We start from the raw sequence: 26,718 nt of genomic DNA on the forward strand, positions 1-26,718 counted from the left end.
ACGCCTTCAAATGCTCATATGTCAATAACGTAATTAGAGAATTTGTAGAAACCTACATGTCAGGCTTATTGCGAGATATAATAGATTTAAATTGTACTTTTAATACCTGATACAACGATAAATCTCCAAAATTTGGTGTAAATAATTATCTCATCTGTATTTTTTAGTGGAACATTCGTATTGTCCTGTCCCCCGTTGACTACACATTCTGAAGTGAGGGATGTCTGTTCTTAGAACGAAGCGGACAAGATGGCTGGGTTAGAGGTCCGCTGTGAGCGAAAAGCAGTCCTAATATTGCTGTACTTGTTGTGATTGAAAGACGGGTAGCCGGAAGTCGCCTTGACCCGCATGGCATAGGCCTATCGTTCCCACGATCAGCGATCGGCTCGTTGCCCTACGCCGCTCCAAAACCCGCGACGCAGCGCCGGCAGGCAGAGCAAGTAGAGGGCGGCACCTGCAATCCATGCCCACCCGTTCCACGTTGTTATAGAGGCCGCATAGATCGCCGTGAAGAGGAGGGGCCCGACGATCGAGGTCAGGCTGGTGAGCGCCGCAAGAGATCCTTGAAGCTGCCCCTGACGTTCCTCATCTACCTGCCTGGACAACACTGCTTGCAGCGCCGGCATTCCGATGCCACCCGAAGCAAGCAGGACCATAATCGGGAACGCCATCCATCCCCTTGTCGCCAAGGCAAGCAGGATGTAGCCTGCGCCGTCGGCAATCATTCCGAGCATGAGTGCCCGCCTTTCGCCGAGCCTGGTGGTTACAGGGCCGGTGATCATTGCCTGGGCGAGTGAATGTAGAATACCAAATGCGGCAAGCGAAATGCCGATCAAGCTCGTGTCCCAATGAAAGCGATCCTCGCCGAAGATGACCCAAAGCGTGGCCGGCGCCTGTCCGACGAGTTGCATGATGAAGAAGACAGCCATCAGGGCGGCGATGACGGTCATGCCCCGGACCCACCGGAACGAAGCGAGCGGGTTGAGAGCCTCCCGGCGTAATGGTCGACGTTCGCCTTTGTGCGACTCCGGCAAAAGGAAAATGCCCATCAGGAAATTGAGGCCATTCAAGGCTGCTGCGGCGAAGAACGGAGCATGGGGGGAGAAACTGCTCATCAGCCCACCGAGCACAGGTCCCGCGACCATCCCGAACCCGAAACAGGCGCTCATGAAGCCGAAGTACCGCGCGCGCTCATCCCCATCTGTGATATCGGCAATATAGGCGCCGGCTACCGCACCAGTCGCCCCGGTGATGCCGGCCACGATGCGCCCGATATAGAGAACCCAAAGGAAAGGCGCCGTCGCCATGATGGCGTAGTCGATAGCGGCGCCGGACAGCGAGACGAGCAAGACCGGCCGCCGGCCGAAACGATCCGATAGCGCACCCAGCACAGGCGCGCAGGCAAATTGCATCAACGCATACAGCGCCAGCAAAATGCCATAGTGGGCGGTGACGTCGTTCGAGTGAACCAGATCTCGCAGGAGGCCCGGCAGCACCGGCATAATCAGGCCGATGCCGACAGCGTCGAGCGCGACAGTGCACAGTATTACGATCAGGGGTCTGTTGGGTTTCACGTCTGGCCTCCGGACCAGCCTCCGCTGGCCTCCGGACCAGCCTCCGCTGGTCCGATAGAACTCACGGATCCTTTATCACTGATAAGTTGGTGGACATATTATGTTTATCAGTGATAAAGTGTCAAGCATGATAAAGTTGCAGCCTAATACAGTTATCCGTGTCGCCCTGGACCTGTTGAATGAGGTCGGCGTAGAGGCTCTGACGACACGCAAACTGGCTAAACGGTTGGGGGTTCAGCAGCCGGCGTTATACTGGCACTTCAGGAACAAACGGGCGCTGCTCGACGCACTGGCCGAAGCCATGCTGGCGGAGAATCATACGCATTCGGTGCCGAGAGTCGACGACGACTGGCGCTCATTTCTGATCGGGAATGCCCGCAGCTTCAGGCAGGCGCTGCTCGCTTATCGCGATGGCGCGCGTATCCATGCTGGCACGAGACCGGGCGCACCGCAGATGGAAGTGGTCGACGCGCAGCTTCGCTTCCTCTGCGAGGCGGGTTTTTCGGCTTGGGACGCCGTCAATGCGCTGATGACAATCAGCTACTTCACTGTTGGGGCCGTGCTTGAGGAGCAGGCCGGCGACAGCGATGCCGGTGAGCGCGGCGGCACCATTGAACAGGCTCCGTTGTTGCGGGCCGTGATAGACACCTTCGACGAAGCCGGTCCGGACGCAGTGTTCGAGCTGGGGCTCGCGGTGATTGTCGATGGATTGGCGAAAAGGAGGCTCGTTGCGAGGAACATTCAAGGGCCGAGAAAGGGTGACGATTGATCAGGACCGCTGTCGGAGCGCAACCCGCTCACTACAGCAGAGCCATATAGACAACATCCCCTCCCCCTTTCCACCGCCTCGTGCGCCTGGCGGGCAAGAGCCAGGGCGGCCGTCTTCACATTCTGCCCTGCGCAGATAAGATAGATTTAGCGTGGACTCAAGGCTCTCGCGAATGGCTCGCGTTGGAGGCTTTCATTGATACTTGTGGGGCACCGCAGGGAAATACCGGCTATGTCGTGCTGCGCATCGCAGCCTGCGCCCTTGACTTGTCTCGCCTCTCGGGACTCACCCCTTGATACTGAACAATATCGCCAGCAGCTTCAGTCCTGTCCCGATAACCACCCCGTGGTATCCACTCCGATTTCAGACTGCGGAACAGTCATTCTGCAAAGCATTATCCCAGCAGTTCCCGCTGCGGCTCATGCTGAGCATCATTCCATATTGAGCGGCCAGAATCCGGTACGGCAGGCTGCAATATTGGGTTCCCTGGTCCGAATGGAAAATTATACCTCCCGGGCAACCTCGGCCCTGCCAAGCCATTGCCAGCGCTTGTTTTTGCAAGCAGGCTGTTTGCTTCTGACGAGAACGCCCAGACCACTAATTTATCTGTATATATTCAAGTTTCATCTTGTTTCCCCATGTAAGTATCCCTGCAAAACGAACCATTCACTTTTAGAGATCCTCCGACATACTAATTATGTCCTCTGAGGAGATCTCCATGCGTAAAGTCCGATTCACCGAGCTGCAGACATTCGGCCGGCACTGTTGCAAATAGTCGGTGGTGATAAACTTATCATCCCCTTTTGCTGATGGAGCTGCACATGAACCCATTCAAAGGCCGGCATTTTCAGCGTGACATCATTCTGTGGGCCGTACGCTGGTACTGCAAATACGGCATCAGTTACCGTGAGCTGCAGGAGATGCTGGCTGAACGCGGAGTGAATGTCGATCACTCCACGATTTACCGCTGGGTTCAGCGTTATGCGCCTGAAATGGAAAAACGGCTGCGCTGGTACTGGCGTAACCCTTCCGATCTTTGCCCGTGGCACATGGATGAAACCTACGTGAAGGTCAATGGCCGCTGGGCGTATCTGTACCGGGCCGTCGACAGCCGGGGCCGCACTGTCGATTTTTATCTCTCCTCCCGTCGTAACAGCAAAGCTGCATACCGGTTTCTGGGTAAAATCCTCAACAACGTGAAGAAGTGGCAGATCCCGCGATTCATCAACACGGATAAAGCGCCCGCCTATGGTCGCGCGCTTGCTCTGCTCAAACGCGAAGGCCGGTGCCCGTCTGACGTTGAACACCGACAGATTAAGTACCGGAACAACGTGATTGAATGCGATCATGGCAAACTGAAACGGATAATCGGCGCCACGCTGGGATTTAAATCCATGAAGACGGCTTACGCCACCATCAAAGGTATTGAGGTGATGCGTGCACTACGCAAAGGCCAGGCCTCAGCATTTTATTATGGTGATCCCCTGGGCGAAATGCGCCTGGTAAGCAGAGTTTTTGAAATGTAAGGCCTTTGAATAAGACAAAAGGCTGCCTCATCGCTAACTTTGCAACAGTGCCCAAAAAATTAACTACCTGAGGAAAATTGATCCTTTTGTGTTTGAAGAACTGTTGCTGGAAGGATTTGAAGCGCATGGCTTCAGAACCATCAGAAACAAACGCTATACCGGCGATGGAGGCATTGACGGCCAGGTAATAATAGGAAAATATCGCTATCTTATTCAGGCTAAACGCTATCGCGGCCATATTGCTTTACAGCACGTACAGGAGTTCGAGAAGTTGCTTAAACGTCATAACTGTCGCGGTCTGTTTTGCCATACCGGGAAAACCGGCGCAGGTTCAAAATCTGTCAGTATTGCCAGTGAACGGATGGAGATTATCAGCGGCCAGCGCCTGATAGATTTGCTCACGCCCGGCAGCTCCTTCACTATCGCAACCGCCCCGCAGACGATGATGAAGCGTACCGCAGCAACACTAGAAACGAGCACCATTGTTAAAGATGCCGGTAAAGAAAATCGATACCATGAGAGTTAATTAAATGAAGTCAGTAACTATAGAAGCAAAAACATTTGCTGAAATGTTAGGAATAACAGAAGGTGAGTTAATCTTTGCCATTAAGAAAACTGGCACATTCAAAAACAAGACCATCCCACAACCTCATGAGCCACATAAATCAAATAATAGATTTTTATATTCAGACGTAATGAGGTTTATAGAATCACTAAAAGACAAAGAGAACCGGTAATGACTCCAACTTACTGATAGTGTTTTATGTTCAGATAATGCCCGATGACCTTGTCATGCAGCTCCACCGATTTTGAGAACGACAGTGACTTCCGTCCCAGCCTTGCCAGATGTTGTCTCAGATTCAGGTTATGTCGCTCAATGCGCTGAGTGTAACGCTTGCTGATAACGTGCAGCTTTCCCTTCAGGCGGGGTTCATACAGCGGCCAGCCATCCGTCATCCATACCACGACCTCAAAGGCCGACAGCAGGCCCAGAAGACGCTCCAGCGTGGCCAACGTGCGTTACCTAACAATAAACCTGTTTAAATATCCAGATAAAAACATTCAATCTGGGTCAAATGAGTGATACAGTTTCACCCATAAGACCCAATGGAGGCAATATGTCTGAATTTGAATTACTGGCGCAGGATCTGCTTGAGAAAGCAGAAGCGGAAGAACAACTGCGACAGGAAAATGATAAAAAGCTGCTCGGGCAGGTGCTGGAAATCTATGACCAGAAGTACGTGGCTGAACTGCTTAGAAAAGTTGGTAAAAATGAGTGGAGTCGCGAGACTCTTAATCGCTGGATTAATGGTAAGTGCTCACCTAAGACGCTGACGTTAGCCGAAGAGGAACTTCTACGAAAAATGCTTCCGGAAGCGCCTGCACATCACCCTGACTATGCCTTCCGGTTTATTGACCTGTTTGCTGGGATTGGAGGTATACGGAAGGGCTTCGAAACCATCGGTGGCCAGTGCGTTTTTACCAGTGAATGGAATAAAGAGGCTGTGCGCACATATAAAGCTAACTGGTTTAACGATGCTCAGGAACACACTTTCAATCTCGATATTCGTGAAGTCACGCTCAGTGATAAACCTGAAGTACCTGAAAACGATGCCTATGCTTACATTAATGAGCATGTGCCGGATCATGATGTACTTCTAGCAGGTTTCCCCTGTCAACCGTTTAGCCTTGCGGGCGTAAGCAAGAAAAACTCGCTCGGGCGCGCGCATGGTTTCGAATGTGAGGCTCAGGGAACGCTTTTCTTCGATGTGGCGCGTATTATCCGCGCAAAAAAACCTGCCATCTTTGTTCTTGAAAACGTTAAAAACCTGAAGAGCCATGACAAGGGTAAAACCTTTAAAGTCATCATGGATACCCTCGACGAACTGGGCTATGAAGTTGCGGATGCAGCTGAGATGGGCAAAAACGATCCTAAAGTTATCGACGGAAAGCACTTTTTACCTCAGCACCGAGAACGTATCGTTTTGGTCGGTTTCCGCCGTGATCTGAACATTCACCAGGGCTTTACCCTGCGCGATATTAGTCGTTTTTATCCGGAACAGCGTCCGTCATTTGGCGAACTGCTGGAACCCGTGGTTGACAGCAAATATATACTGACGCCGAAACTCTGGGAGTATCTCTATAACTACGCCAAAAAGCACGCAGCTAAGGGTAACGGATTCGGTTTTGGCCTCGTTAATCCTGAAAATAAAGAAAGCATTGCCCGTACGCTTTCTGCTCGCTATCACAAAGACGGGTCTGAAATTCTGATAGACCGTGGCTGGGATATGGCCACAGGTGAAACAGACTTCGCGAACGAAGAAAATCAGGCGCATCGGCCCCGCAGGCTGACTCCGCGAGAGTGCGCGCGCCTTATGGGTTTTGAAAAAGTAGATGGCAGGCCTTTTCGCATTCCTGTGTCAGACACTCAGTCGTACAGGCAGTTCGGTAACTCCGTAGTGGTGCCCGTGTTTGAAGCCGTAGCCAAACTGCTTGAACCTTATATCCTGAAAGCGGTTAATGCCGATTCGTGCAAGGTTGAACGAATCTGATCGCTCCTCCCGGTATTTATGCCGGGAGATAATCTATGGAATATCTGCGTAAAGCCCTGTCAGCTCAGCAATAAACGCACCTAGCGTCATTAGCTCAGCTCTCACCGCCTCCGGGTATTTTTTGTGCAGAGATGATGGCACGACCAATCTGACACCCGACTCCCGCATCTCCCGATATTGAGCCAGAGAAACTCCCTCCTGGAGTGTAAACAGATGCACCTGATGAATTTTATCGGCCTCATTCAGTATCTGACGCCAGCGATCCTTACAGGTAGTCTTGACTGCCAGCATGCGCAGATTTTCTACGGGAAACTCAGTATCGTGGTAAGCCCCTGCGGAAGGGAAAAGGAAATCGGGTTTTTTATTACCTTCTGTGATGGCCTGCGTCGCAAAGTGTCGCAGGCCGTGCTCAATGAATAGATGCTCCAGGTGCAGTTCCAGCGACTTCCCGGCTCTGGATTTACGGCGATTGCTGACAGAATTGGCCAGCGCAATAAATTCATCCACAGAGCCAAATCCTTTCCGGATGATATCCAGAACATGCAGTTCCTCAACCAATAGAAATATGTCGTACTCCACGCGCCGGCGGTCAAGAAGTTGCTCATCCGGATCAAGGGAATTTTTCACATAATGGCTGGCTGCATACTGAATAATTTCACTTCCCGACGGAAAGCGCAGGTGCCAGTCTTCAGGTAGAATATATTTATGATTTACTGGCGCTTGCTGTAGAGATAGTCCGCCTAGAATCTGTCCTGCGGGGCCGGATATAAGCGCTCCGGGTATAACTTCACCAATAGCGGTCTCAATGACGTCCTCTTCATCAGTGCTGGCGCATACCCAAATATTTACTTCCTTACAGTCCCCCCCTTGCTCATCAAGCTTGAAAGCCAGGAGCGTCAGAGCCCCTGTATTTTCAGGATCCTGAAGTGGGCTGCCTCTACCCCAGCGGGTAATCCTTTTTTCATTCCGGGTTTTACCAAAATGACGGCTGTTATAATAAATTGCCCTGGCTTCGCTGTCAGGGCAATCATGCGATGACACATGTGCGGTGAGAAAAACCGAAGGGTTCAGTTCACGGGTATGGTTGATAGACGGAAAGAGTTTTTCAACGATACCTGAAGGGATATAAAGCCCTACCTGGTGACCACCTGTTGCGCCGGTATCGTTGGCGGAAAGGCGTTTGATGTAGACGAAGTAATTCTCACATGCGATCTCAAGTAGCCAGTTGTGGAAAACCGACATAAGCATCCCCTGTTACCCTGAAACTCTACTCACCATTTTTTCATGATTATATACAAACAGTGTCATTTTCAGAAGACGACTGCACCAGTTGATTGGGCGTAATGGCTGTTGTGCAGCCAGCTCCTGACAGTTCAATATCAGAAGTGATCTGCACCAATCTCGACTATGCTCAATACTCGTGTGCACCAAAGCGAGGTGAGCATGGCGACGGAGGCTCTGTTGCAAAGATTGGCGGCAGTCAGAGGTAGGCTGTCGCTCTGCGCCGATCAGGCGGCTGCTGCGAAATGGTGGTTGAGCATGCCCATGGCCTCCGTCAGCGCCGAGGGCCCAATGCCAAAAGCTCTCTCCACAAGGCGCACCTCGCCCCTGATGCCGGGCTGCAGGCACCAGGGGCGAGCCTGTCCTTTGCGCAGGGCTCGCATGACTTCGAATCCCTTGATCGTGGCATAGGCCGTGGGGATCGATTTGAAACCGCGCACCGGCTTGATCAGTATCTTGAGCTTTCCGTGATCGGCCTCGATCACGTTATTGAGATACTTCACCTGCCGGTGGGCCGTCTCCCGGTCCAGCTTTCCTTCGCGCTTCAATTCGGTGATCGCTGCACCATAGCTCGGCGCTTTGTCGGTATTGAGCGTGGCAGGCTTTTCCCAGTGCTTCAGGCCTCGCAGGGCCTTGCCCAGGAACCGCTTCGCTGCCTTGGCGCTGCGGGTCGGCGACAGGTAGAAATCGATCGTGTCGCCCCGCTTGTCGACTGCCCGGTACAGGTAGGTCCACTTGCCCCGCACCTTGACGTAGGTTTCATCCAGGCGCCAGCTCGGATCAAAGCCACGCCGCCAGAACCAGCGCAGCCGCTTCTCCATCTCCGGGGCGTAGCACTGGACCCAGCGATAGATCGTCGTATGGTCGACCGAAATGCCGCGTTCCGCCAGCATTTCCTCAAGGTCGCGATAGCTGATCGGATAGCGACAATACCAGCGCACCGCCCACAGGATCACATCACCCTGGAAATGGCGCCACTTGAAATCCGTCATCGTTCCGTCCGTCCAATCTCCGCCAAGCATGCTCAAGCTTCACGATTTTTGCAACAGAGCCCACACGAGTATTGAGCATAGTCGAGATTGGTGCAGATCACTTCTGATATTGAACTGTCAGGAGCTGGCTGCACAACAGCCATTACGCCCAATCAACTGGTGCAGTCGTCTTCTGAAAATGACAATCGTGCCACCGGCTCCAGGTCTTATCGAACAGCTCAGACACATGGTCCAAATGCTGGTCGATCCGTTCGGCCAGTTTTTCGATGGCCTCTTGCTTGAGCTTGTCACTTTCCCTGAACTCGATGTTCAAGGCCCTGGCCACCTGGTTGAGGTTCCGGCCGATAGCTCCAAGCTGCCGGCACGATTCCCGTACGGTGTTCACTTCTTCATCAGTGAGGACCGGCATCCGGTTCAACGACCGCAGTCATTTCTGTACCTAAACAGTCCTGCGAATATGTGAGTTTTGACCTAATGAGCCACAAAAACTCATTTTCGCCCACGATAATTTTTCTACTTCCTTTCTTTGGAATGCTCATTTCAATATTCACATAACGTCGCTATCAATCGCGGAAAAGGCGTAGTGCGCGAAGCGAACGAAGCTTTTTGCCGTCGATTGCATAGCTTTGTTAACCCTTTTTCCAAATTTGATAGCAATAGTTAATGTTTGAAGTAAAGTGTTGCTCAAAAACAACTTCGAAGGTATTTGGAATACTCGGGAAGAAAACATCCCCCTCTGGCTCGATGTCGATCGTCGATAAGTGGAGCGTAGAGGCCATGGGTAATGTTTCTCGGTAAATTTCTCCGCCACCAGACACTATAACGTGACCGGTGAATTCAGCTAGCCTGTCCATGGCCTCTTCGATTGACTGAAATACAACTACATTGTCATCATTTGATGTCCAACCTGAGCGGGTAACGACCGCGTATTTCCTATTGGGGAGTGCGCCCATAGATTCAAACGTCTTGCGACCCACCAGAAGCCACTGATTGTAGGTCAATGCTTTAAAAAGTAGCTGCTCCCCTTTCGCGGACCAGGGTATGTCTGGACCGCAACCAATCACGCCGTTTTTCGCTTTCGCAGCCATCAATGATACTTTCAAGGTTCTCATCCTGGGTTAACTTTGTTTTAGGGCGACTGCCCTGCTGCGTAACATCGTTGCTGCTCCATAACATCAAACATCGACCCACGGCGTAACGCGCTTGCTGCTTGGATGCCCGAGGCATAGACTGTACAAAAAAACAGTCATAACAAGCCATGAAAACCGCCACTGCGCCGTTACCACCGCTGCGTTCGGTCAAGGTTCTGGACCAGTTGCGTGAGCGCATACGCTACTTGCATTACAGTTTACGAACCGAACAGGCTTATGTCCACTGGGTTCGTGCCTTCATCCGTTTCCACGGTGTGCGTCACCCGGCAACCTTGGGCAGCAGCGAAGTCGAGGCATTTCTGTCCTGGCTGGCGAACGAGCGCAAGGTTTCGGTCTCCACGCATCGTCAGGCATTGGCGGCCTTGCTGTTCTTCTACGGCAAGGTGCTGTGCACGGATCTGCCCTGGCTTCAGGAGATCGGAAGACCTCGGCCGTCGCGGCGCTTGCCGGTGGTGCTGACCCCGGATGAAGTGGTTCGCATCCTCGGTTTTCTGGAAGGCGAGCATCGTTTGTTCGCCCAGCTTCTGTATGGAACGGGCATGCGGATCAGTGAGGGTTTGCAACTGCGGGTCAAGGATCTGGATTTCGATCACGGCACGATCATCGTGCGGGAGGGCAAGGGCTCCAAGGATCGGGCCTTGATGTTACCCGAGAGCTTGGCACCCAGCCTGCGCGAGCAGCTGTCGCGTGCACGGGCATGGTGGCTGAAGGACCAGGCCGAGGGCCGCAGCGGCGTTGCGCTTCCCGACGCCCTTGAGCGGAAGTATCCGCGCGCCGGGCATTCCTGGCCGTGGTTCTGGGTTTTTGCGCAGCACACGCATTCGACCGATCCACGGAGCGGTGTCGTGCGTCGCCATCACATGTATGACCAGACCTTTCAGCGCGCCTTCAAACGTGCCGTAGAACAAGCAGGCATCACGAAGCCCGCCACACCGCACACCCTCCGCCACTCGTTCGCGACGGCCTTGCTCCGCAGCGGTTACGACATTCGAACCGTGCAGGATCTGCTCGGCCATTCCGACGTCTCTACGACGATGATTTACACGCATGTGCTGAAAGTTGGCGGTGCCGGAGTGCGCTCACCGCTTGATGCGCTGCCGCCCCTCACTAGTGAGAGGTAGGGCAGCGCAAGTCAATCCTGGCGGATTCACTACCCCTGCGCGAAGGCCATCGGTGCCGCATCGAACGGCCGGTTGCGGAAAGTCCTCCCTGCGTCCGCTGATGGCCGGCAGCAGCCCGTCGTTGCCTGATGGATCCAACCCCTCCGCTGCTATAGTGCAGTCGGCTTCTGACGTTCAGTGCAGCCGTCTTCTGAAAACGACAAACAGCCAGAAAGGCTGTTACAGGCGATTTGATCTGCAACCTATTGGTTAAATTAATGTATCAAAAACGATGGTTTTTGTGACAGTCTTGAAAAGTCCTGACTTCTCCCGAAAAATGACTCCCCTCATGTAACAAAACTCGTTACTGTATCAACATAACAATAACCCCATAACTAATTAGCGAGAAAAGAATGAAAATCGGCTATGCACGTAAATCTACGCATCTTCAGGATGTGGCGCACCAGGTTGACGAACTAACAAAAGCTGGATGTGAGCAAATCGGCACTGTTGCAAATAGTCGGTGGTGATAAACTTATCATCCCCTTTTGCTGATGGAGCTGCACATGAACCCATTCAAAGGCCGGCATTTTCAGCGTGACATCATTCTGTGGGCCGTACGCTGGTACTGCAAATACGGCATCAGTTACCGTGAGCTGCAGGAGATGCTGGCTGAACGCGGAGTGAATGTCGATCACTCCACGATTTACCGCTGGGTTCAGCGTTATGCGCCTGAAATGGAAAAACGGCTGCGCTGGTACTGGCGTAACCCTTCCGATCTTTGCCCGTGGCACATGGATGAAACCTACGTGAAGGTCAATGGCCGCTGGGCGTATCTGTACCGGGCCGTCGACAGCCGGGGCCGCACTGTCGATTTTTATCTCTCCTCCCGTCGTAACAGCAAAGCTGCATACCGGTTTCTGGGTAAAATCCTCAACAACGTGAAGAAGTGGCAGATCCCGCGATTCATCAACACGGATAAAGCGCCCGCCTATGGTCGCGCGCTTGCTCTGCTCAAACGCGAAGGCCGGTGCCCGTCTGACGTTGAACACCGACAGATTAAGTACCGGAACAACGTGATTGAATGCGATCATGGCAAACTGAAACGGATAATCGGCGCCACGCTGGGATTTAAATCCATGAAGACGGCTTACGCCACCATCAAAGGTATTGAGGTGATGCGTGCACTACGCAAAGGCCAGGCCTCAGCATTTTATTATGGTGATCCCCTGGGCGAAATGCGCCTGGTAAGCAGAGTTTTTGAAATGTAAGGCCTTTGAATAAGACAAAAGGCTGCCTCATCGCTAACTTTGCAACAGTGCCTTAATTACCGGTGGGGATTCAGGGATTGGTCGTGCTGTTGCTATTGCCTATGCTCGTGAAGGCGCTGATGTTGCGATTAACTATTTACCTGAAGAAGAAGACGATGCGCGTGAAGTGGTCGATCTGATAAAAAAAGCAGGCAGAAATGTTTTGGCCATCCCCGGAGATATCCGTGATGAGGCTTTTTGCGGTCATCTGGTAACACAGGCGGTAAAAGGACTGGGAGGGTTGGATATCCTCGTCAATAATGCGGGTCGTCAGCAATTTTGTGAGTCAATTGAGGAACTCACCACAGAAGACTTCGACGCAACATTCAAAACCAATGTTTACGCTATGTTTTGGATCACCAAAGCGGCCATACCCCATCTTTCACCAGACAGCGTGATAATTAATACCTCCTCCGTACAGGCTTATGAGCCAAGTGAAATCTTGCTTGATTATGCTCAGACTAAAGCAGCTATCGTGGCATTTACTAAATCGCTGGCGAAACAGCTGGCCCCGAAAGGGATCCGTGTCAATGCCGTCGCGCCGGGTCCATACTGGACTGTACTGCAGTGCTGTGGTGGTCAACCGCAGGAAAAGGTGGAGAAATTTGGGGCAAATGCGCCGCTGGGACGCCCTGGTCAACCGGTGGAAATCGCGCCGCTTTATGTCACCCTGGCCGCTCGGGAGAACAGCTATACGTCTGGTCAGGTCTGGTGTTCTGATGGGGGGACCGGAACCCTCTAACGTTTACGATCTGTGCGTCGAAAGTGACTTTTAAGGCAAGGGCGGACACTATTGTATAAGGGCGGGAGCGGTACTTACCGCTCCGTGAATGCTAACCAATCACCGCGATGCCAAGTCGCTCCATGAGCAACGATGCCTGGTAGTTGTCCAACTTAACGCCTTGTAAATCAACGCCCCGAATATCTAAGTCACCCAACTCCGAATTGGTCAGATCGCAATGTGTGAAGTTTGCTGCTCGCCAGTCGAAAGTCGAAAACTCGCCGCCGGAGAGATCTGAACCACTGAACGTCGCGCCCAGTACCTGGGCACCTATCCAACGGTTTTCCCACAGCTCACACTTTTCCAACACGACTTTCGAAAAATTGGCGTAGCTTAGATTGGTATTCGTGATATATGCGCTACAAAACCAGGTGCGCGTGGTGATCATATTCATAAAGCTTGCGCCGCGGAAATCTGCGCCTTGTGCGCGGCAGTGGCGAATTTCAATGCCCAGCGCACTGGAATTGCGAAAATCCGCCATGGATAAATCACAGCTTTTAAAAATGGCATCTTTCAGCATCGCACGACTAAAATTGCACCCTTTCTGGCTTTCACGATCATAGAACTGACAGCCGATAAATTCAGTGCCGCTCAGGTCGGCACCTGAAAAATCACAGTTAAAAAATGTACTATTTTCAATTTTCTCACCGGTGAAACGGTTTCTGTCAATTTTTTCGCCAACGAGTGCCAGAGCCATATTTGTACCTGTTTTTTTTATACAGTAATGGCGTCATGGTAAACCCTGATGAGGTTATGCGTCAAATCCGCCAATATGACATCTGCAAATGTGCGTTAAATCTGGTGTTTTTTCAGCAAAGCGCGAAGCTGATGGTAAGTCAGACCCAGTAATTCAGCGGCTTTTTTCTGGTTAAATTTTGCCTGCTGTAAGCTGGTTTGTAGAAAGTCTTTCTCTTGCTGCTGCTGGAATTCACGCAGATCCAGCGGTAACCCTACAGACATCGGTTTAGTTTCCGGCGCCTGCGGCTGAGTAGTGTGGCGGCGGAAGGGGTCAATGATTATCTCATCCAGCGGGTAATCACTGGTTCCATGCCGGTAAACGGATCGCTCCACGACGTTTTTCAGTTCACGAATATTGCCCGGCCAACGGTAGTGGAGGAGAGTTTCTCTGGCCTCGGCACTAAAACCCGGAAACAGAGGTAATCCGATCTCGCGGCACATCTGAATGGCAAAATGGGGTTCTAGGGATTTTCCGTCCAAAAACGACAAAGTGCTCTGGAGGCCGCGCCGTCCGTGGCCTCCAGAGGGGTATTACTTTTCGCTGACGGGTAAATATCCCTCGATTGAGCGCATAAGCTCCTCCAGATCTGGCAATTTTTCGCTCAATTCGAAGTGGTAAGTCCCCTTGAGGTTAATGTTGTGCCAGGCCACAGGGGATGCCTGTTTGACGATATCTATTCTCTTGGTATCTCCTTGGTATTCGAAGCTGGTCAACAGCTGGCTGAGTATCCTGGAGTTGAAGTAAACGATGGCATTGGTGACCAGGCGAGCGCACTCATTCCATAGCTGGATTTCTTCGTCTGAACTGCCCCGGAACTGATCCCCATTGACGCTGCTCACGGCCCGACGCAGTTGGTGATAGGCCTCTCCCCGGTTCAGCGCGCGCTGAACATAGTTTCTTAAACTGGCATCATCGATGTAGCACAGTAGATAATTCGCTTTCACCAGGCGATTGTATTCCGTCAGGGCTTCCAGCAGCGGGTGATTGCGCTTGTACTCCGAGAGCTTTCTCACCAAGGTGGCTTGCGTTGTTTTCCGCTGCTTAAGTGATACTGCAATCCGTTGGATGGTATCCCAGTGCTGCGCAATACGATGGGTATTGATTGGCTTTTTTAAGCACAGCTGAATTCGGTGTTCTTTGTCTTCCTTGACATCAAACATGTCATTGATCACTTTGCCAACCTGGGCATAGCGTGGGGCAAACTGGTATCCGAACAGATCCAGTAACGCGAAGTTCACATGGTTCACCCCATGGGTATCGGTTGAGAGCACATCCGGAATGATGTCTGACGTATTGCTCATCAACAAATCAAAGATGTAGTGCGATTCATGTTCGTTGGCGCCGATCACTCTGGCGTTGATCGCAGCGTGATTGGCGATCAAGGTCATGGCAGAAACACCTTTTTGAGTGCCAAAGTACTTCGACGAATAACGGGTTTTGAAGGTCTCGCGCCGGGCTTCGAACTTTTGACCATCGGCACTGGCGTGGATCACATCTTCCTGGATGTTGTAGTACCGGAAGATGGGTAGCTTGGCTGTCGCGTTATTGATGTTGTCGTTAGCAGCATTCAATGTTTCCAGGCGAAGATAGTTCGCCTGGATAGTGCTGAGCTGATCATAGGTACGATCAGAGATCTGTGCCATGCCGTAAATGCCTTGATTGGTTGCATTGCCGACCAGAATTGCCAACAGGTCATATTCATGGGAACGGCTTCTGGATTGGGAACCCAGCACATGAGCGAAGCAGTCAATGAAACCGGTGTCACGATCAACCATGCGCAGTACATCCGCAATCCCCGTTGTGGGAATTTGCTGGAAGAAGGGATTGTTGACCAGATGATGTTTGCTGGCCGAAGGCAGGCGCCAGAAGCGTTTACCCTGCGGATTACGCAAGATGATATTCCGGTTGTCTTCCTGTTCAAGATATTCGCCGACTTCGTACAAACGGGTATCCAATTCCATGGCCATCTGTTTGATCAGCTTTTCAGGCTCCTCCGCTAATTTTGTAAAATGGCTCTGTTGAAGCAGCGTATATTTGTTTTTTCGCCAATGTTCCCCGTCGATCAGGTCGGCGTCGAGTGCCCGGTATTTAGTGATATCAGGCAGCGTCAGCTGGCCATTCAGGCGATCAGGAATCTGTTGATAGAGGAACCACTCATAACGATCGATCAGGATATTCCCTTCACCATCCAGCAGGAATTCACGTGATTTTTTGGAAAGGAGTCTGGTGTCGGCAGTTTGCAACTGAGCGTCCTGGCCGTTGAGTTCGTTTTGTGTTTTCGCCAAGGCGGCCGCTAAGTGCTGGGTGCCGTCGCAGCCTTCGAAGCGCAGACATAGGAACAACTCTCGCAGCAAACCTTTCCGCAGACTTTCTTTCTCGTCGCAGTACTGCCACATGGCTTCATCGACCGATCGTCGCTGCTCGTTCAGGAAGAGACATACAGATTCCAGATCCCTTTTGGTCAGCAGGCTCAGTGCTTGCTGTCTTACTGTTGCAAACGGTAGTTGCAGATCAATGCTGTCATCAATGAACAGGTGCAGTACTTCAGCTGCCTTGCTGACATTTTTAGCTGCTTTTTGCCAATCCTTAAACACCGCTTCCTGCGCATAATCCTTTGCCTTCTGTTTGGTCTGTCTGACATGATGCACAAAGCCATCGGCAATACGTTCCAGCGCTTGCTGCCATCGCGTTTGAAGATAGCACAATAAATACAGCCATTGGCTGCCTACGGTTTGACGTTTCAGTTTGGCACCGTAGTAGTCGACTTTCTCTGCCAGGTGTTGCAGATTTTTCTGCGACAGTGATAGCGTGCTCAACAGCAGATCCACTTCCGGCATCCAATGCTGGATATGGCGATAGACAATCAGTTCTTTCTCCAACTCGGTTCCGGTGAAGTTACGAGCCGATTGTCGCAACTGTCGGAACGGCAGTGGACCTGTGCCGTTCACGAGCTCCGCCAGTGCTTGCTTAAGACCGCGTGACATTGCACGCTCAAGGTGCGCGGCCATGTGTTCCTGTTCGTCTCCCACCACCTGACTGATGATCTTTTGCAGCGTGCTGTAGGCAGGGATTGCGATCTTCTGCCCCGAACAATATTCATTGGCCGCATCGAAGAGGTGCCTAGGCGCTGTCCAGGCTCTGGCTTGCTGGGATAAGTAATCTCTCAACGCCGCTCCATGGTCTTTGACATTCCAGCGCTGGTAGTTGCAGAGCTGGAAAACACGTTGGTAAATCCGTTCGTTCTCTTTTGGCGTGAGATTAAAGGGTCTACAGCCTGGGCCTGGTAGAACGGTTTGATAAACGTATTTGAGGTCCTGCTTGATCTGATGAAAGCCGGGATTCAGCACCACCGGCTTGGCTTTGAAATAGCCCAGCAGTACCACCAGCATGTAACGCTGGCCCCGATGACGGAGGCTTTTAGCGATCGCCAGTTCCTTATCGTTCAGCGAGAAAAAGAAGCGTTGGTCGGCGGAGGTGAAAGCGGGGGGTCCATATAACTCATCTTGTTCTGCCTCGGACAAGATTTGGACACGTTCTTCGAATGCCATGGATTTAGCCCAAAAAGACTAAATCTTACTCAAACAGAGCCCAAATAGGGATCTCGAAAAAAGTAATACCCCTCTGGAGGCCACAGACGGCGGGGCCTCCAGAGCACTTTGTCGTTTTTGGACGGAAAATCCCTAGAACCCCAAATTTGTCTCCGTCTTGATCCTCGATGAGATTACCTCGCAGAGAAATGGTCGCACCGTCATGCATCGTTTTGGCCTGTTCGACAGTCATGATTCTTGCATCTTCAGTCCCACGATAACCTTCATCCAGAGCGTGGGCTGGCGGTGGAGCTGTATCATTTTTCAACCCGCCGTTATCATCAGCAAGCGCTGGCGACAATAAAAAACAACATAATAATGGCGTTATGGATAATTTCATATGTTCTCCTTTTGCCAAGGTTGAAATGTTAAGTGTGGTTGCTATTTATTAACACTGCGAACTGGATAAGTCTCAAATAATATTGTTTAAATTAAATCTAACGTTGGTGGGGATATAAGCGCAACGGTAGAGGAAAGTAGGGGGGGTAATATTCCGAGAAAATTAAGTGTAGCTGGATAATATAGGTCATGCCATTCATTTTGGTCTACGCTTATTAGTCTTTGTGATAAATAATGAGAGGTAATTGAATGGCTGGCTTAAACAAGGAAAAAAAGACCATCAATAAAACCAATTCTGCGCGTTTTCCGGCGCCGCCTTTTCAACAGCAGCAGCAGCCCTTTCCCGGGCTGGCGGGGAAAATGCAACCGCGCCCCGATCATGGAGAAGACAGCTATCAGGGAAGCGGTCGCCTGAATGGGCGCAAGGTATTAATTACGGCACTGTTGCAAATAGTCGGTGGTGATAAACTTATCATCCCCTTTTGCTGATGGAGCTGCACATGAACCCATTCAAAGGCCGGCATTTTCAGCGTGACATCATTCTGTGGGCCGTACGCTGGTACTGCAAATACGGCATCAGTTACCGTGAGCTGCAGGAGATGCTGGCTGAACGCGGAGTGAATGTCGATCACTCCACGATTTACCGCTGGGTTCAGCGTTATGCGCCTGAAATGGAAAAACGGCTGCGCTGGTACTGGCGTAACCCTTCCGATCTTTGCCCGTGGCACATGGATGAAACCTACGTGAAGGTCAATGGCCGCTGGGCGTATCTGTACCGGGCCGTCGACAGCCGGGGCCGCACTGTCGATTTTTATCTCTCCTCCCGTCGTAACAGCAAAGCTGCATACCGGTTTCTGGGTAAAATCCTCAACAACGTGAAGAAGTGGCAGATCCCGCGATTCATCAACACGGATAAAGCGCCCGCCTATGGTCGCGCGCTTGCTCTGCTCAAACGCGAAGGCCGGTGCCCGTCTGACGTTGAACACCGACAGATTAAGTACCGGAACAACGTGATTGAATGCGATCATGGCAAACTGAAACGGATAATCGGCGCCACGCTGGGATTTAAATCCATGAAGACGGCTTACGCCACCATCAAAGGTATTGAGGTGATGCGTGCACTACGCAAAGGCCAGGCCTCAGCATTTTATTATGGTGATCCCCTGGGCGAAATGCGCCTGGTAAGCAGAGTTTTTGAAATGTAAGGCCTTTGAATAAGACAAAAGGCTGCCTCATCGCTAACTTTGCAACAGTGCCCGAGCCCCTGCAGGCAGGAGAGCGCGGTCAGATAGTGGCTGTGCAAGTGGACGATCGCCTTGCAGGCCGGGTTGTGCAAATAGACCGCCCGGTGAAAAGTGACCTCTTTCGACGGTTTGTCGCCGGAGATCCATTCCCCTTGCAGCGTCACCACCGACAACCGCTGAGCCTGCAGTTCGCCGAGGCAGGCGCCGGTCGGCGTCGCCAGCAGGTTGCCGTCCGGCAGCAGCAGCGACAGATTGCCAGCGGAGCCGGTGGCATAGCCGCGGCTAAACAACGAGGCGCCAATCTGCACCATTTCCTCTCGCAGTTGTTGCTCAGTCATGACGAAACTCCTGCTGGGCACGGGCAAAGAACTGGATATCGCCGAAGTTACCTGACTTCAGCGCCAGGGAGAGCGGCTGGCGGGTGTCACGCACCCAGGGCACGCCAGGGGAGATGGTCGGCCCAATATGGAACGCCTCAACCCCCAGGGTCTGCGCCACAATGCTCGACGTTTCCCCTCCGGCCACAATAAAGCGGGTAAATCCGTTCGCCTTCAGGGGGTCGGTTCCGGCTGAGGGCGAAATGACACCCTAAGCTTTCGGTTCCTTGGGCCAAAGATATTCGCCAGTCAGTAGAATGTGCGCCCAGCCCAATGGGGATATGTGGGGAAGAAATTCAGGGGGAACATCCAACCCTTCGTTCCGCCGCTCCGTGACGGCATGACCAAGATGGACGGTATTCCAGTAAATGATCACCGCAGTCAATAAATTGAGCCCAGCGATTCGGTAGTGCTGCCCCTCTGTCGTGCGATCGCGAATTTCCCCCTGCCTCCCGATACGGAGCGCATTTTTGAGCGCATGGTGGGCCTCTCCCTTGTTAAGACCGATCTGAGCACGCCGCTGCATGTCCGTATCCAGGATCCACTCAATAATGAAAAGGGTCCGTTCAATACGACCAACTTCACGAAGCGCAACTGCAAGGTTGTTTTGTCGTGGGTAAGAAGCGAGCTTGCGCAGGAGTTGGCTGGGCCTGATTTTGCCAGCGGTCATCGTCGCGGCACAACGGAAAATATCAGGCCAGTTCGCAACGATAAGATCCTCCCGGGCTTTTCCACCTACCAACTTGCGTAACTCCCTGGGGGTCGTATCGGGATTAAATACGTACAACCGCTTCGATGGCAGATCCCTGATTCGCAGAACGAGATTGTAGCCGAGCAGGCTACTGGCTCCGAACAAATGGTCGGTGAATCCTGCTGTATCGGCATACTGTTCGCGAACATGGCGACCGACCTCGTTCATCAGTAGTCCATCGAGAATATACGGTGCCTCGCTCACGGTCGCCGGGATCGACTGACAAGCGAATGGCGCGAACTGGTCGCTTACGTGAGTATACGCTTTGAGGCCGGGAACAGAACCATATTTGGCATTGACCATGTTCATGGCTTCGCCATGCCGCGCTGTCGGGAAAAACTGACCATCGCTCGATGCTGACGTGCCCATCCCCCAGACGCGTGACATCGGCAGTTTACCCTGCGCGGCCACCACAATTGCCAATGCCTGGTTCATGGCTTCGCTTTCAACATGCCAGCGGGCAAGGCGTGAGAGCTGCCAGTAATCATGCGTGTTTGTAGCTTCCGCCATCTTACGCAGGCCCAGATTGAGCCCTTCAGCGAGCAGGACGTTGAGCAGACCGATCCGGTCGCGACATGGAGCCCCGGTTCTCAGATGGGTAAACGCATCTGTGAAACCAAGGGCTGCATCAACTTCAAGCAGCATGTCGGTAATCCGAACGGACGGCATTCGGCGATACAGATCCAGTATGAGTGCCTCGGCACCATCCGGCACGTCTGCTGTCAACCTGTCGATCCGCAACGTTCCATCTTCTATGCTACCGTGCGGAATAGTGCCGTTACGGGCAGCCCGGGCCAGCCGCTTAAGAGCGATCGTGAGTCGCGCCTTTCTGTCTGCCAGCCAATCCTGTGGGTTGGAAGGCACGGCCAGTTTTGCATTTTCCTGCGCCGCGATCATCGGCACCAGTACCTGCTTGAGGTCACCATAGCGGCGCGAATGAGCGAGCCAGACATCTCCGGAACGAAAAGCATCCCGGAGGTGAAAGAGTACCGCCACTTCCCAAAGACGGGTATCTCCTTTTTCCTGAGCTCGTAAATGACGGTTCCATTTGGAGCTGGGCCGCAGGAAACGCCTTTCTGGCGATGCAACACCTTTCATCTCTCCGATCGACAAAGCTGCTGCTACCAATGGTCCGGCGACCGGCGCGGCTTCGAGCTTCAGACAGCGCAACATGCGGGGCGCATAACGACGAAAGCGATGGTATCCCTGCCCGACATATGCAAGAGGCTCATCGGCTAGCGTGTTGCTGAGTTGAGTCCCTGTCGCTACCAGTTGAGCGAGCCGGTCCCATGCAACCGAACTGGCGACAGCCATCTCCAGCGGGGTTCCGTCACTGCGGGCCTCAAGCAACGAAGCTCCCAGCGCGGTGAAGGTACGGATCGTATCCGTGAGTGTGGCTTTAGAGCCGGAAATTGTTTCGTCATGCTGGCGCTTCGCTTCCCGCCAGGTTTTTCCTACGATCCTGTCATGGGTTTCGACTATGGCATCAGCAATCGCCGCTTCCCACTCCACAACACAGACGGCAAGGATCGCCCAGCGGCGGTCCGAAGTGATGTCACGCAAACCGTCGGTGAAGTAGCGTTCACCCTGCCGACGCAGCCGGGCAATGCGATGGGCAGGTATGCTGGCCAAAGCACTATGATTGATATTCAGGGTACGCAGAAATTCGAGCCTGTCGAGCAAACGGTTAGCAGCAGCCGAGTTGTTACCAACCTCGAAGTTGCGAAGCCAGATGAAACGACTGATATTGCCGGCGAGCATTTCACTCAGAAGTTTGTCCAGGTGATCGCGAACATCCGCTGTTAAATTTTCCGCAATCCGCGTTTCAATCCGCCGCTCAGCGGCGACCAGAGCATCCGCGCACAAGCGCTCGATTGTCGATACTGCGGGCAGAATGGTGGAAGTTTCCCGACACCGCACAATAAAACGATGAGCAAGATCCTCGTTTGATCTGGCATCTTCGGCCTGGCCGAAAGTCCACTCCCGCAGATCACGGGCACCACGGCCCGTGAAGGTCTTGTAGCCGTAAATTTCGCGCAGCGTGTCCATGTGCTGCTGACGGGTTTGGCGCCGTGTGGCATAAGTGAGAAGCGCATCAGCCGGAACTCCAAGCTGAGCACCGACGAAGGAAAGGACTTCACGCGGGATCATCTCACCAGGAGCCAGTGCACGGCCCGGATATCGTAAGGCACAAAGTTGCAGGGCAAAGCCAATCCTGTTTTCCGGTCTGCGGCGCTGCCTAATGTTTTCCAGGTCATCATCGCCCAGCGTGTAGAACTTCAGTAGCGACAGTTCGTCCGTGGGCAGATCGAACAGCGCTGCTCGCTGCCGTTCGGTGAAAATATGGCGTCGTGACATACAAATTCGTCCCTTTTGAAGTATAGTCTGTTTTGGACAACAGCCAGCCCATATAAATCAGGGCGTTCCGATACAAAAATCCAGGAGGGTTCAATTGGGACATCGTGCCGCCATTTACTGCCGGGTTTCAACAGCGGATCAGTCTTGTGAACGCCAGGAATTTGATCTGCGAGCCTTCGCCGGCTGTGCCGGCTACGACGTGGTGGGAATATTTAAGGAAACAGGTTCAGGAACTAAACTCGACCGGGCCGAGCGAAAGAAAGTCCTGGCGCTTGCCCAGTCCAGACAAATTGATGCAATCCTGGTCACTGAGCTTTCCCGGTGGGGGCGCTCGACGCTCGATCTGCTCAATACGCTACGTGAACTGGAGAACTGGAAGGTTTCCGTGATAGCCATGAATGGAATGGCGTTCGATCTTTCGTCGCCGTATGGACGAATGCTGGCGACGTTTCTTTCCGGCATTGCGGAGTTTGAGCGGGATCTCATCAGCGAGCGGGTCAAGTCAGGCCTTGCTGTTGCGAAGGCACGTGGTAAGAGGCTTGGTCGTCAGGCCGGAGTGCGACCAAAATCAGACCGACTTTTGCCTAAGGTGGTTGCGATGAGGGCCGAGGGACGCAGCTATCGCTGGATCGCACGCGAGCTCGGTATCAGCAAGAATACCGTCGCTGACATCGTGCAACGACACAGAGCTAACGCTTAGGGTGTCATTTCGCCCTCAGCCGGAACCGACCCCGAATAGGTTTCGTCGCGGATGTGCCAGGCTTGCAGCCAGGACAGCTTGGCGTAGGTCAGGCCGGGGCTCGACTCGGCCATCTTGGTCAGCCCGAGGTTGATCGCATCACCGAGGATTGCGGACAGCAGCAACGTCCTGTCTTTGGCCTCGGCCCCGTCCTTCAAGTGGGTGAAGTGGCGGCTGAAGCCCGTCCAGTCGTCCACGTCCATCAGCAGTTCGGTGATCTTGATGCGCGGCAGTAACTGGCTGGTTTGGTCGATCAGCGCCTGCGCCCGATCCGGCACCGCCGCATCCAGCGGGGTGATTTTCAGCCCTGACTCGGTGAGGATGGCATCGGGCAGCTCGTTGTCCTTGGCCAGGCGGGTGACGGTGGCCAACTGCTCGTCCAGCAGCTGCAAACGCTCTTCCAGGTACTGGTCGCTGTTCGGGTTGATCGCCAGGGGCAGGGCCTGCTCGCGCTTGAGTGCGGCGAACTTCTCGGCCGGCAGCAGGTAGTCGTCGAAGTGGCACTGTTGCAAATAGTCGGTGGTGATAAACTTATCATCCCCTTTTGCTGATGGAGCTGCACATGAACCCATTCAAAGGCCGGCATTTTCAGCGTGACATCATTCTGTGGGCCGTACGCTGGTACTGCAAATACGGCATCAGTTACCGTGAGCTGCAGGAGATGCTGGCTGAACGCGGAGTGAATGTCGATCACTCCACGATTTACCGCTGGGTTCAGCGTTATGCGCCTGAAATGGAAAAACGGCTGCGCTGGTACTGGCGTAACCCTTCCGATCTTTGCCCGTGGCACATGGATGAAACCTACGTGAAGGTCAATGGCCGCTGGGCGTATCTGTACCGGGCCGTCGACAGCCGGGGCCGCACTGTCGATTTTTATCTCTCCTCCCGTCGTAACAGCAAAGCTGCATACCGGTTTCTGGGTAAAATCCTCAACAACGTGAAGAAGTGGCAGATCCCGCGATTCATCAACACGGATAAAGCGCCCGCCTATGGTCGCGCGCTTGCTCTGCTCAAACGCGAAGGCCGGTGCCCGTCTGACGTTGAACACCGACAGATTAAGTACCGGAACAACGTGATTGAATGCGATCATGGCAAACTGAAACGGATAATCGGCGCCACGCTGGGATTTAAATCCATGAAGACGGCTTACGCCACCATCAAAGGTATTGAGGTGATGCGTGCACTACGCAAAGGCCAGGCCTCAGCATTTTATTATGGTGATCCCCTGGGCGAAATGCGCCTGGTAAGCAGAGTTTTTGAAATGTAAGGCCTTTGAATAAGACAAAAGGCTGCCTCATCGCTAACTTTGCAACAGTGCCTTTAAGCGTGCATAATAAGCCCTACACAAATTGGGAGTTAGACATCATGAGCAACGCAAAAACAAAGTTAGGCATCACAAAGTACAGCATCGTGACCAACAGCAACGATTCCGTCACACTGCGCCTCATGACTGAGCATGACCTTGCGATGCTCTATGAGTGGCTAAATCGATCTCATATCGTCGAGTGGTGGGGCGGAGAAGAAGCACGCCCGACACTTGCTGACGTACAGGAACAGTACTTGCCAAGCGTTTTAGCGCAAGAGTCCGTCACTCCATACATTGCAATGCTGAATGGAGAGCCGATTGGGTATGCCCAGTCGTACGTTGCTCTTGGAAGCGGGGACGGACGGTGGGAAGAAGAAACCGATCCAGGAGTACGCGGAATAGACCAGTTACTGGCGAATGCATCACAACTGGGCAAAGGCTTGGGAACCAAGCTGGTTCGAGCTCTGGTTGAGTTGCTGTTCAATGATCCCGAGGTCACCAAGATCCAAACGGACCCGTCGCCGAGCAACTTGCGAGCGATCCGATGCTACGAGAAAGCGGGGTTTGAGAGGCAAGGTACCGTAACCACCCCATATGGTCCAGCCGTGTACATGGTTCAAACACGCCAGGCATTCGAGCGAACACGCAGTGATGCCTAACCCTTCCATCGAGGGGGACGTCCAAGGGCTGGCGCCCTTGGCCGCCCCTCATGTCAAACGTTGGGCGAACCCGGAGCCTCATTAATTGTTAGCCGTTAAAATTAAGCCCTTTACCAAACCAATACTTATTATGAAAAACACAATACATATCAACTTCGCTATTTTTTTAATAATTGCAAATATTATCTACAGCAGCGCCAGTGCATCAACAGATATCTCTACTGTTGCATCTCCATTATTTGAAGGAACTGAAGGTTGTTTTTTACTTTACGATGCATCCACAAACGCTGAAATTGCTCAATTCAATAAAGCAAAGTGTGCAACGCAAATGGCACCAGATTCAACTTTCAAGATCGCATTATCACTTATGGCATTTGATGCGGAAATAATAGATCAGAAAACCATATTCAAATGGGATAAAACCCCCAAAGGAATGGAGATCTGGAACAGCAATCATACACCAAAGACGTGGATGCAATTTTCTGTTGTTTGGGTTTCGCAAGAAATAACCCAAAAAATTGGATTAAATAAAATCAAGAATTATCTCAAAGATTTTGATTATGGAAATCAAGACTTCTCTGGAGATAAAGAAAGAAACAACGGATTAACAGAAGCATGGCTCGAAAGTAGCTTAAAAATTTCACCAGAAGAACAAATTCAATTCCTGCGTAAAATTATTAATCACAATCTCCCAGTTAAAAACTCAGCCATAGAAAACACCATAGAGAACATGTATCTACAAGATCTGGATAATAGTACAAAACTGTATGGGAAAACTGGTGCAGGATTCACAGCAAATAGAACCTTACAAAACGGATGGTTTGAAGGGTTTATTATAAGCAAATCAGGACATAAATATGTTTTTGTGTCCGCACTTACAGGAAACTTGGGGTCGAATTTAACATCAAGCATAAAAGCCAAGAAAAATGCGATCACCATTCTAAACACACTAAATTTATAAAAAATCTAATGGCAAAATCGCCCAACCCTTCAATCAAGTCGGGACGGCCAAAAGCAAGCTTTTGGCTCCCCTCGCTGGCGCTCGGCGCCCCTTATTTCAAACGTTAGACGGCAAAGTCACAGACCGCGGGATCTCTTATGACCAACTACTTTGATAGCCCCTTCAAAGGCAAGCTGCTTTCTGAGCAAGTGAAGAACCCCAATATCAAAGTTGGGCGGTACAGCTATTACTCTGGCTACTATCATGGGCACTCATTCGATGACTGCGCACGGTATCTGTTTCCGGACCGTGATGACGTTGATAAGTTGATCATCGGTAGTTTCTGCTCTATCGGGAGTGGGGCTTCCTTTATCATGGCTGGCAATCAGGGGCATCGGTACGACTGGGCATCATCTTTCCCGTTCTTTTATATGCAGGAAGAACCTGCATTCTCAAGCGCACTCGATGCCTTCCAAAAAGCAGGTAATACTGTCATTGGCAATGACGTTTGGATCGGCTCTGAGGCAATGGTCATGCCCGGAATCAAGATCGGGCACGGTGCGGTGATAGGCAGCCGCTCGTTGGTGACAAAAGATGTGGGGCACTGTTGCAAAGTTAGCGATGAGGCAGCCTTTTGTCTTAT

At 52.2% G+C, this 26,718-nt stretch carries 22 protein-coding genes and 8 pseudogenes; 15 read left to right on the forward strand and 15 right to left on the reverse strand.

Annotated features, from left to right (window positions below; genetic code table 11):
* Positions 1–374: 374 nt before the first annotated feature.
* Positions 375–1,574, reverse strand: coding sequence for a tetracycline efflux MFS transporter Tet(A) (gene tet(A) / locus ACQG1K_RS23245; protein WP_031942321.1), 1,200 nt, complete (start codon positions 1,572–1,574; stop codon positions 375–377).
* A gap of 127 nt (positions 1,575–1,701) precedes the next feature.
* On the opposite strand from tet(A), the gene tetR reads away from it, so the two are divergent.
* Complete coding sequence (gene tetR, locus ACQG1K_RS23250; RefSeq protein ID WP_013851373.1) at positions 1,702–2,343, forward strand: tetracycline resistance transcriptional repressor TetR; 642 nt, start codon at positions 1,702–1,704, stop codon at positions 2,341–2,343.
* Between the two features lie 363 nt (positions 2,344–2,706).
* On the opposite strand, the pseudogene ACQG1K_RS23255 reads toward tetR, so the two are convergent.
* Positions 2,707–2,910 (reverse strand): annotated as a pseudogene (locus ACQG1K_RS23255) (DDE-type integrase/transposase/recombinase); the annotation flags it as partial.
* A 254-nt stretch (positions 2,911–3,164) separates the two neighbouring features.
* Between ACQG1K_RS23255 and ACQG1K_RS23260 the strand changes: the two are divergent.
* The 3 genes from ACQG1K_RS23260 to ACQG1K_RS23270 all read left to right on the forward strand — a co-directional run bounded on the left by ACQG1K_RS23260 (position 3,165) and on the right by ACQG1K_RS23270 (position 4,606).
* Positions 3,165–3,869: an IS6-like element IS26 family transposase gene (locus ACQG1K_RS23260; RefSeq protein ID WP_001067855.1), complete on the forward strand. Its 705-nt coding sequence runs from the start codon at positions 3,165–3,167 to the stop codon at positions 3,867–3,869.
* A gap of 88 nt (positions 3,870–3,957) precedes the next feature.
* Positions 3,958–4,395, forward strand: a complete 438-nt coding sequence (locus ACQG1K_RS23265; protein WP_020325134.1) for a restriction endonuclease — start codon at positions 3,958–3,960, stop codon at positions 4,393–4,395.
* 4 nt (positions 4,396–4,399) lie between these two features.
* A complete protein-coding gene (locus ACQG1K_RS23270) occupies positions 4,400–4,606 on the forward strand; it encodes a hypothetical protein (protein ID WP_001749967.1) in 207 nt (68 codons plus the stop codon).
* Positions 4,607–4,616: 10 nt separating this feature from the next.
* Here the strand turns inward: ACQG1K_RS23270 and ACQG1K_RS23275 are convergent.
* Positions 4,617–4,889 (reverse strand): annotated as a pseudogene (locus ACQG1K_RS23275) (IS1 family transposase); the annotation flags it as partial.
* A gap of 98 nt (positions 4,890–4,987) precedes the next feature.
* Between ACQG1K_RS23275 and ACQG1K_RS23280 the strand changes: the two are divergent.
* Positions 4,988–6,421, forward strand: a complete 1,434-nt coding sequence (locus tag ACQG1K_RS23280) for a DNA cytosine methyltransferase (protein WP_001288432.1) — start codon at positions 4,988–4,990, stop codon at positions 6,419–6,421.
* Positions 6,422–6,454: 33 nt separating this feature from the next.
* On the opposite strand, the gene ACQG1K_RS23285 is transcribed toward ACQG1K_RS23280, so the two are convergent.
* The 4 genes from ACQG1K_RS23285 to dfrA14 form a co-directional block, all read right to left on the reverse strand.
* Positions 6,455–7,663: a type II site-specific deoxyribonuclease gene (locus ACQG1K_RS23285; RefSeq protein WP_001749969.1), complete on the reverse strand. Its 1,209-nt coding sequence runs from the start codon at positions 7,661–7,663 to the stop codon at positions 6,455–6,457.
* Between the two features lie 266 nt (positions 7,664–7,929).
* On the reverse strand, positions 7,930–8,694 hold the full coding sequence (locus ACQG1K_RS23290) for an IS6-like element IS6100 family transposase (RefSeq protein ID WP_001389365.1): 765 nt from the start codon (positions 8,692–8,694) through the stop codon (positions 7,930–7,932).
* 142 nt (positions 8,695–8,836) lie between these two features.
* The gene (gene mobC, locus ACQG1K_RS23295) at positions 8,837–9,103 is read right to left on the reverse strand and encodes a plasmid mobilization relaxosome protein MobC (protein ID WP_001144737.1); all 267 of its coding nucleotides are present in this window, start codon (positions 9,101–9,103) and stop codon (positions 8,837–8,839) included.
* A gap of 220 nt (positions 9,104–9,323) precedes the next feature.
* Positions 9,324–9,797, reverse strand: a complete 474-nt coding sequence (gene dfrA14, locus ACQG1K_RS23300) for a trimethoprim-resistant dihydrofolate reductase DfrA14 (RefSeq protein WP_004201280.1) — start codon at positions 9,795–9,797, stop codon at positions 9,324–9,326.
* Positions 9,798–9,952: 155 nt separating this feature from the next.
* Between dfrA14 and intI1 the strand changes: the two genes are divergently transcribed.
* From intI1 to ACQG1K_RS23315, 3 genes and pseudogenes are all read left to right on the forward strand, one after another.
* Positions 9,953–10,966 (forward strand): class 1 integron integrase IntI1, encoded by a 1,014-nt coding sequence (gene intI1 / locus ACQG1K_RS23305; RefSeq protein WP_000845048.1) that lies wholly within the window; start codon positions 9,953–9,955, stop codon positions 10,964–10,966.
* A 545-nt stretch (positions 10,967–11,511) separates the two neighbouring features.
* Positions 11,512–12,216, forward strand: a complete 705-nt coding sequence (locus ACQG1K_RS23310; RefSeq protein WP_001067855.1) for an IS6-like element IS26 family transposase — start codon at positions 11,512–11,514, stop codon at positions 12,214–12,216.
* 49 nt (positions 12,217–12,265) lie between these two features.
* A pseudogene (locus ACQG1K_RS23315) lies at positions 12,266–12,997 on the forward strand (SDR family oxidoreductase); the annotation flags it as partial.
* Between the two features lie 91 nt (positions 12,998–13,088).
* Here ACQG1K_RS23315 and ACQG1K_RS23320 read toward each other — a convergent pair.
* The 4 genes and pseudogenes from ACQG1K_RS23320 to ACQG1K_RS23335 form a co-directional block, all read right to left on the reverse strand.
* Positions 13,089–13,733: a quinolone resistance pentapeptide repeat protein QnrB1 gene (locus ACQG1K_RS23320; protein WP_014386481.1), complete on the reverse strand. Its 645-nt coding sequence runs from the start codon at positions 13,731–13,733 to the stop codon at positions 13,089–13,091.
* Between the two features lie 95 nt (positions 13,734–13,828).
* Positions 13,829–14,230: pseudogene (locus tag ACQG1K_RS23325) on the reverse strand (helix-turn-helix domain-containing protein); the annotation flags it as partial.
* 75 nt (positions 14,231–14,305) lie between these two features.
* Positions 14,306–17,323, reverse strand: coding sequence for a Tn3-like element IS3000 family transposase (locus tag ACQG1K_RS23330; RefSeq protein ID WP_004199413.1), 3,018 nt, complete (start codon positions 17,321–17,323; stop codon positions 14,306–14,308).
* Between the two features lie 25 nt (positions 17,324–17,348).
* Complete coding sequence (locus ACQG1K_RS23335) at positions 17,349–17,702, reverse strand: hypothetical protein (protein WP_022631167.1); 354 nt, start codon at positions 17,700–17,702, stop codon at positions 17,349–17,351.
* Positions 17,703–17,950: 248 nt separating this feature from the next.
* Here ACQG1K_RS23335 and ACQG1K_RS23340 point away from each other — a divergent pair.
* Together ACQG1K_RS23340 and ACQG1K_RS23345 are read left to right on the forward strand one after the other, a co-directional pair.
* A pseudogene (locus ACQG1K_RS23340) lies at positions 17,951–18,166 on the forward strand (NAD(P)-dependent dehydrogenase); the annotation flags it as partial.
* A 35-nt stretch (positions 18,167–18,201) separates the two neighbouring features.
* Entirely contained in the window at positions 18,202–18,906 is a 705-nt protein-coding gene (locus ACQG1K_RS23345) for an IS6-like element IS26 family transposase (RefSeq protein WP_001067855.1), read from the forward strand.
* On the opposite strand, the gene ACQG1K_RS23350 is transcribed toward ACQG1K_RS23345, so the two are convergent.
* The 3 genes and pseudogenes from ACQG1K_RS23350 to ACQG1K_RS23360 form a co-directional block, all read right to left on the reverse strand.
* Positions 18,852–19,283 (reverse strand): class II aldolase/adducin family protein, encoded by a 432-nt coding sequence (locus ACQG1K_RS23350; protein WP_011977770.1) that lies wholly within the window; start codon positions 19,281–19,283, stop codon positions 18,852–18,854. The genes ACQG1K_RS23345 and ACQG1K_RS23350 overlap by 55 nt on opposite strands.
* Positions 19,276–19,500, reverse strand: a pseudogene (locus ACQG1K_RS23355) (nucleotide-binding domain containing protein); the annotation flags it as partial. The gene ACQG1K_RS23350 and the pseudogene ACQG1K_RS23355, both read right to left, overlap by 8 nt.
* Positions 19,501–19,533: 33 nt before the next feature.
* A complete protein-coding gene (locus tag ACQG1K_RS23360; protein ID WP_001553819.1) occupies positions 19,534–22,431 on the reverse strand; it encodes a Tn3-like element Tn5403 family transposase in 2,898 nt (965 codons plus the stop codon).
* Between the two features lie 94 nt (positions 22,432–22,525).
* Here ACQG1K_RS23360 and ACQG1K_RS23365 point away from each other — a divergent pair, with 94 nt between their 5' ends.
* Positions 22,526–23,131 carry a recombinase family protein gene (locus ACQG1K_RS23365; RefSeq protein WP_000509965.1) on the forward strand — a complete coding sequence of 202 codons (606 nt, stop codon included), beginning with the start codon at positions 22,526–22,528 and terminating at the stop codon, positions 23,129–23,131.
* A 32-nt stretch (positions 23,132–23,163) separates the two neighbouring features.
* Here ACQG1K_RS23365 and ACQG1K_RS23370 read toward each other — a convergent pair.
* Positions 23,164–23,667 (reverse strand): annotated as a pseudogene (locus tag ACQG1K_RS23370) (Tn3 family transposase); the annotation flags it as partial.
* Between the two features lie 65 nt (positions 23,668–23,732).
* On the opposite strand from ACQG1K_RS23370, the gene ACQG1K_RS23375 reads away from it, so the two are divergent.
* The 4 genes and pseudogenes from ACQG1K_RS23375 to ACQG1K_RS23390 form a co-directional block, all read left to right on the forward strand.
* On the forward strand, positions 23,733–24,437 hold the full coding sequence (locus ACQG1K_RS23375; protein WP_001067855.1) for an IS6-like element IS26 family transposase: 705 nt from the start codon (positions 23,733–23,735) through the stop codon (positions 24,435–24,437).
* A 143-nt stretch (positions 24,438–24,580) separates the two neighbouring features.
* The gene (locus tag ACQG1K_RS23380; protein ID WP_063840321.1) at positions 24,581–25,135 is read left to right on the forward strand and encodes a fluoroquinolone-acetylating aminoglycoside 6'-N-acetyltransferase AAC(6')-Ib-cr5; all 555 of its coding nucleotides are present in this window, start codon (positions 24,581–24,583) and stop codon (positions 25,133–25,135) included.
* Positions 25,136–25,265: 130 nt separating this feature from the next.
* Complete coding sequence (locus tag ACQG1K_RS23385; protein WP_001334766.1) at positions 25,266–26,096, forward strand: oxacillin-hydrolyzing class D beta-lactamase OXA-1; 831 nt, start codon at positions 25,266–25,268, stop codon at positions 26,094–26,096.
* A 137-nt stretch (positions 26,097–26,233) separates the two neighbouring features.
* A pseudogene (locus ACQG1K_RS23390) lies at positions 26,234–26,674 on the forward strand (CatB-related O-acetyltransferase); the annotation flags it as partial.
* Positions 26,675–26,718 lie beyond the last annotated feature (44 nt).

Origin of the sequence: Enterobacter cloacae complex sp. 402C9, assembly GCF_050030745.1 — a bacterium.
Lineage (GTDB): Bacteria > Pseudomonadota > Gammaproteobacteria > Enterobacterales > Enterobacteriaceae > Enterobacter > Enterobacter intestinihominis.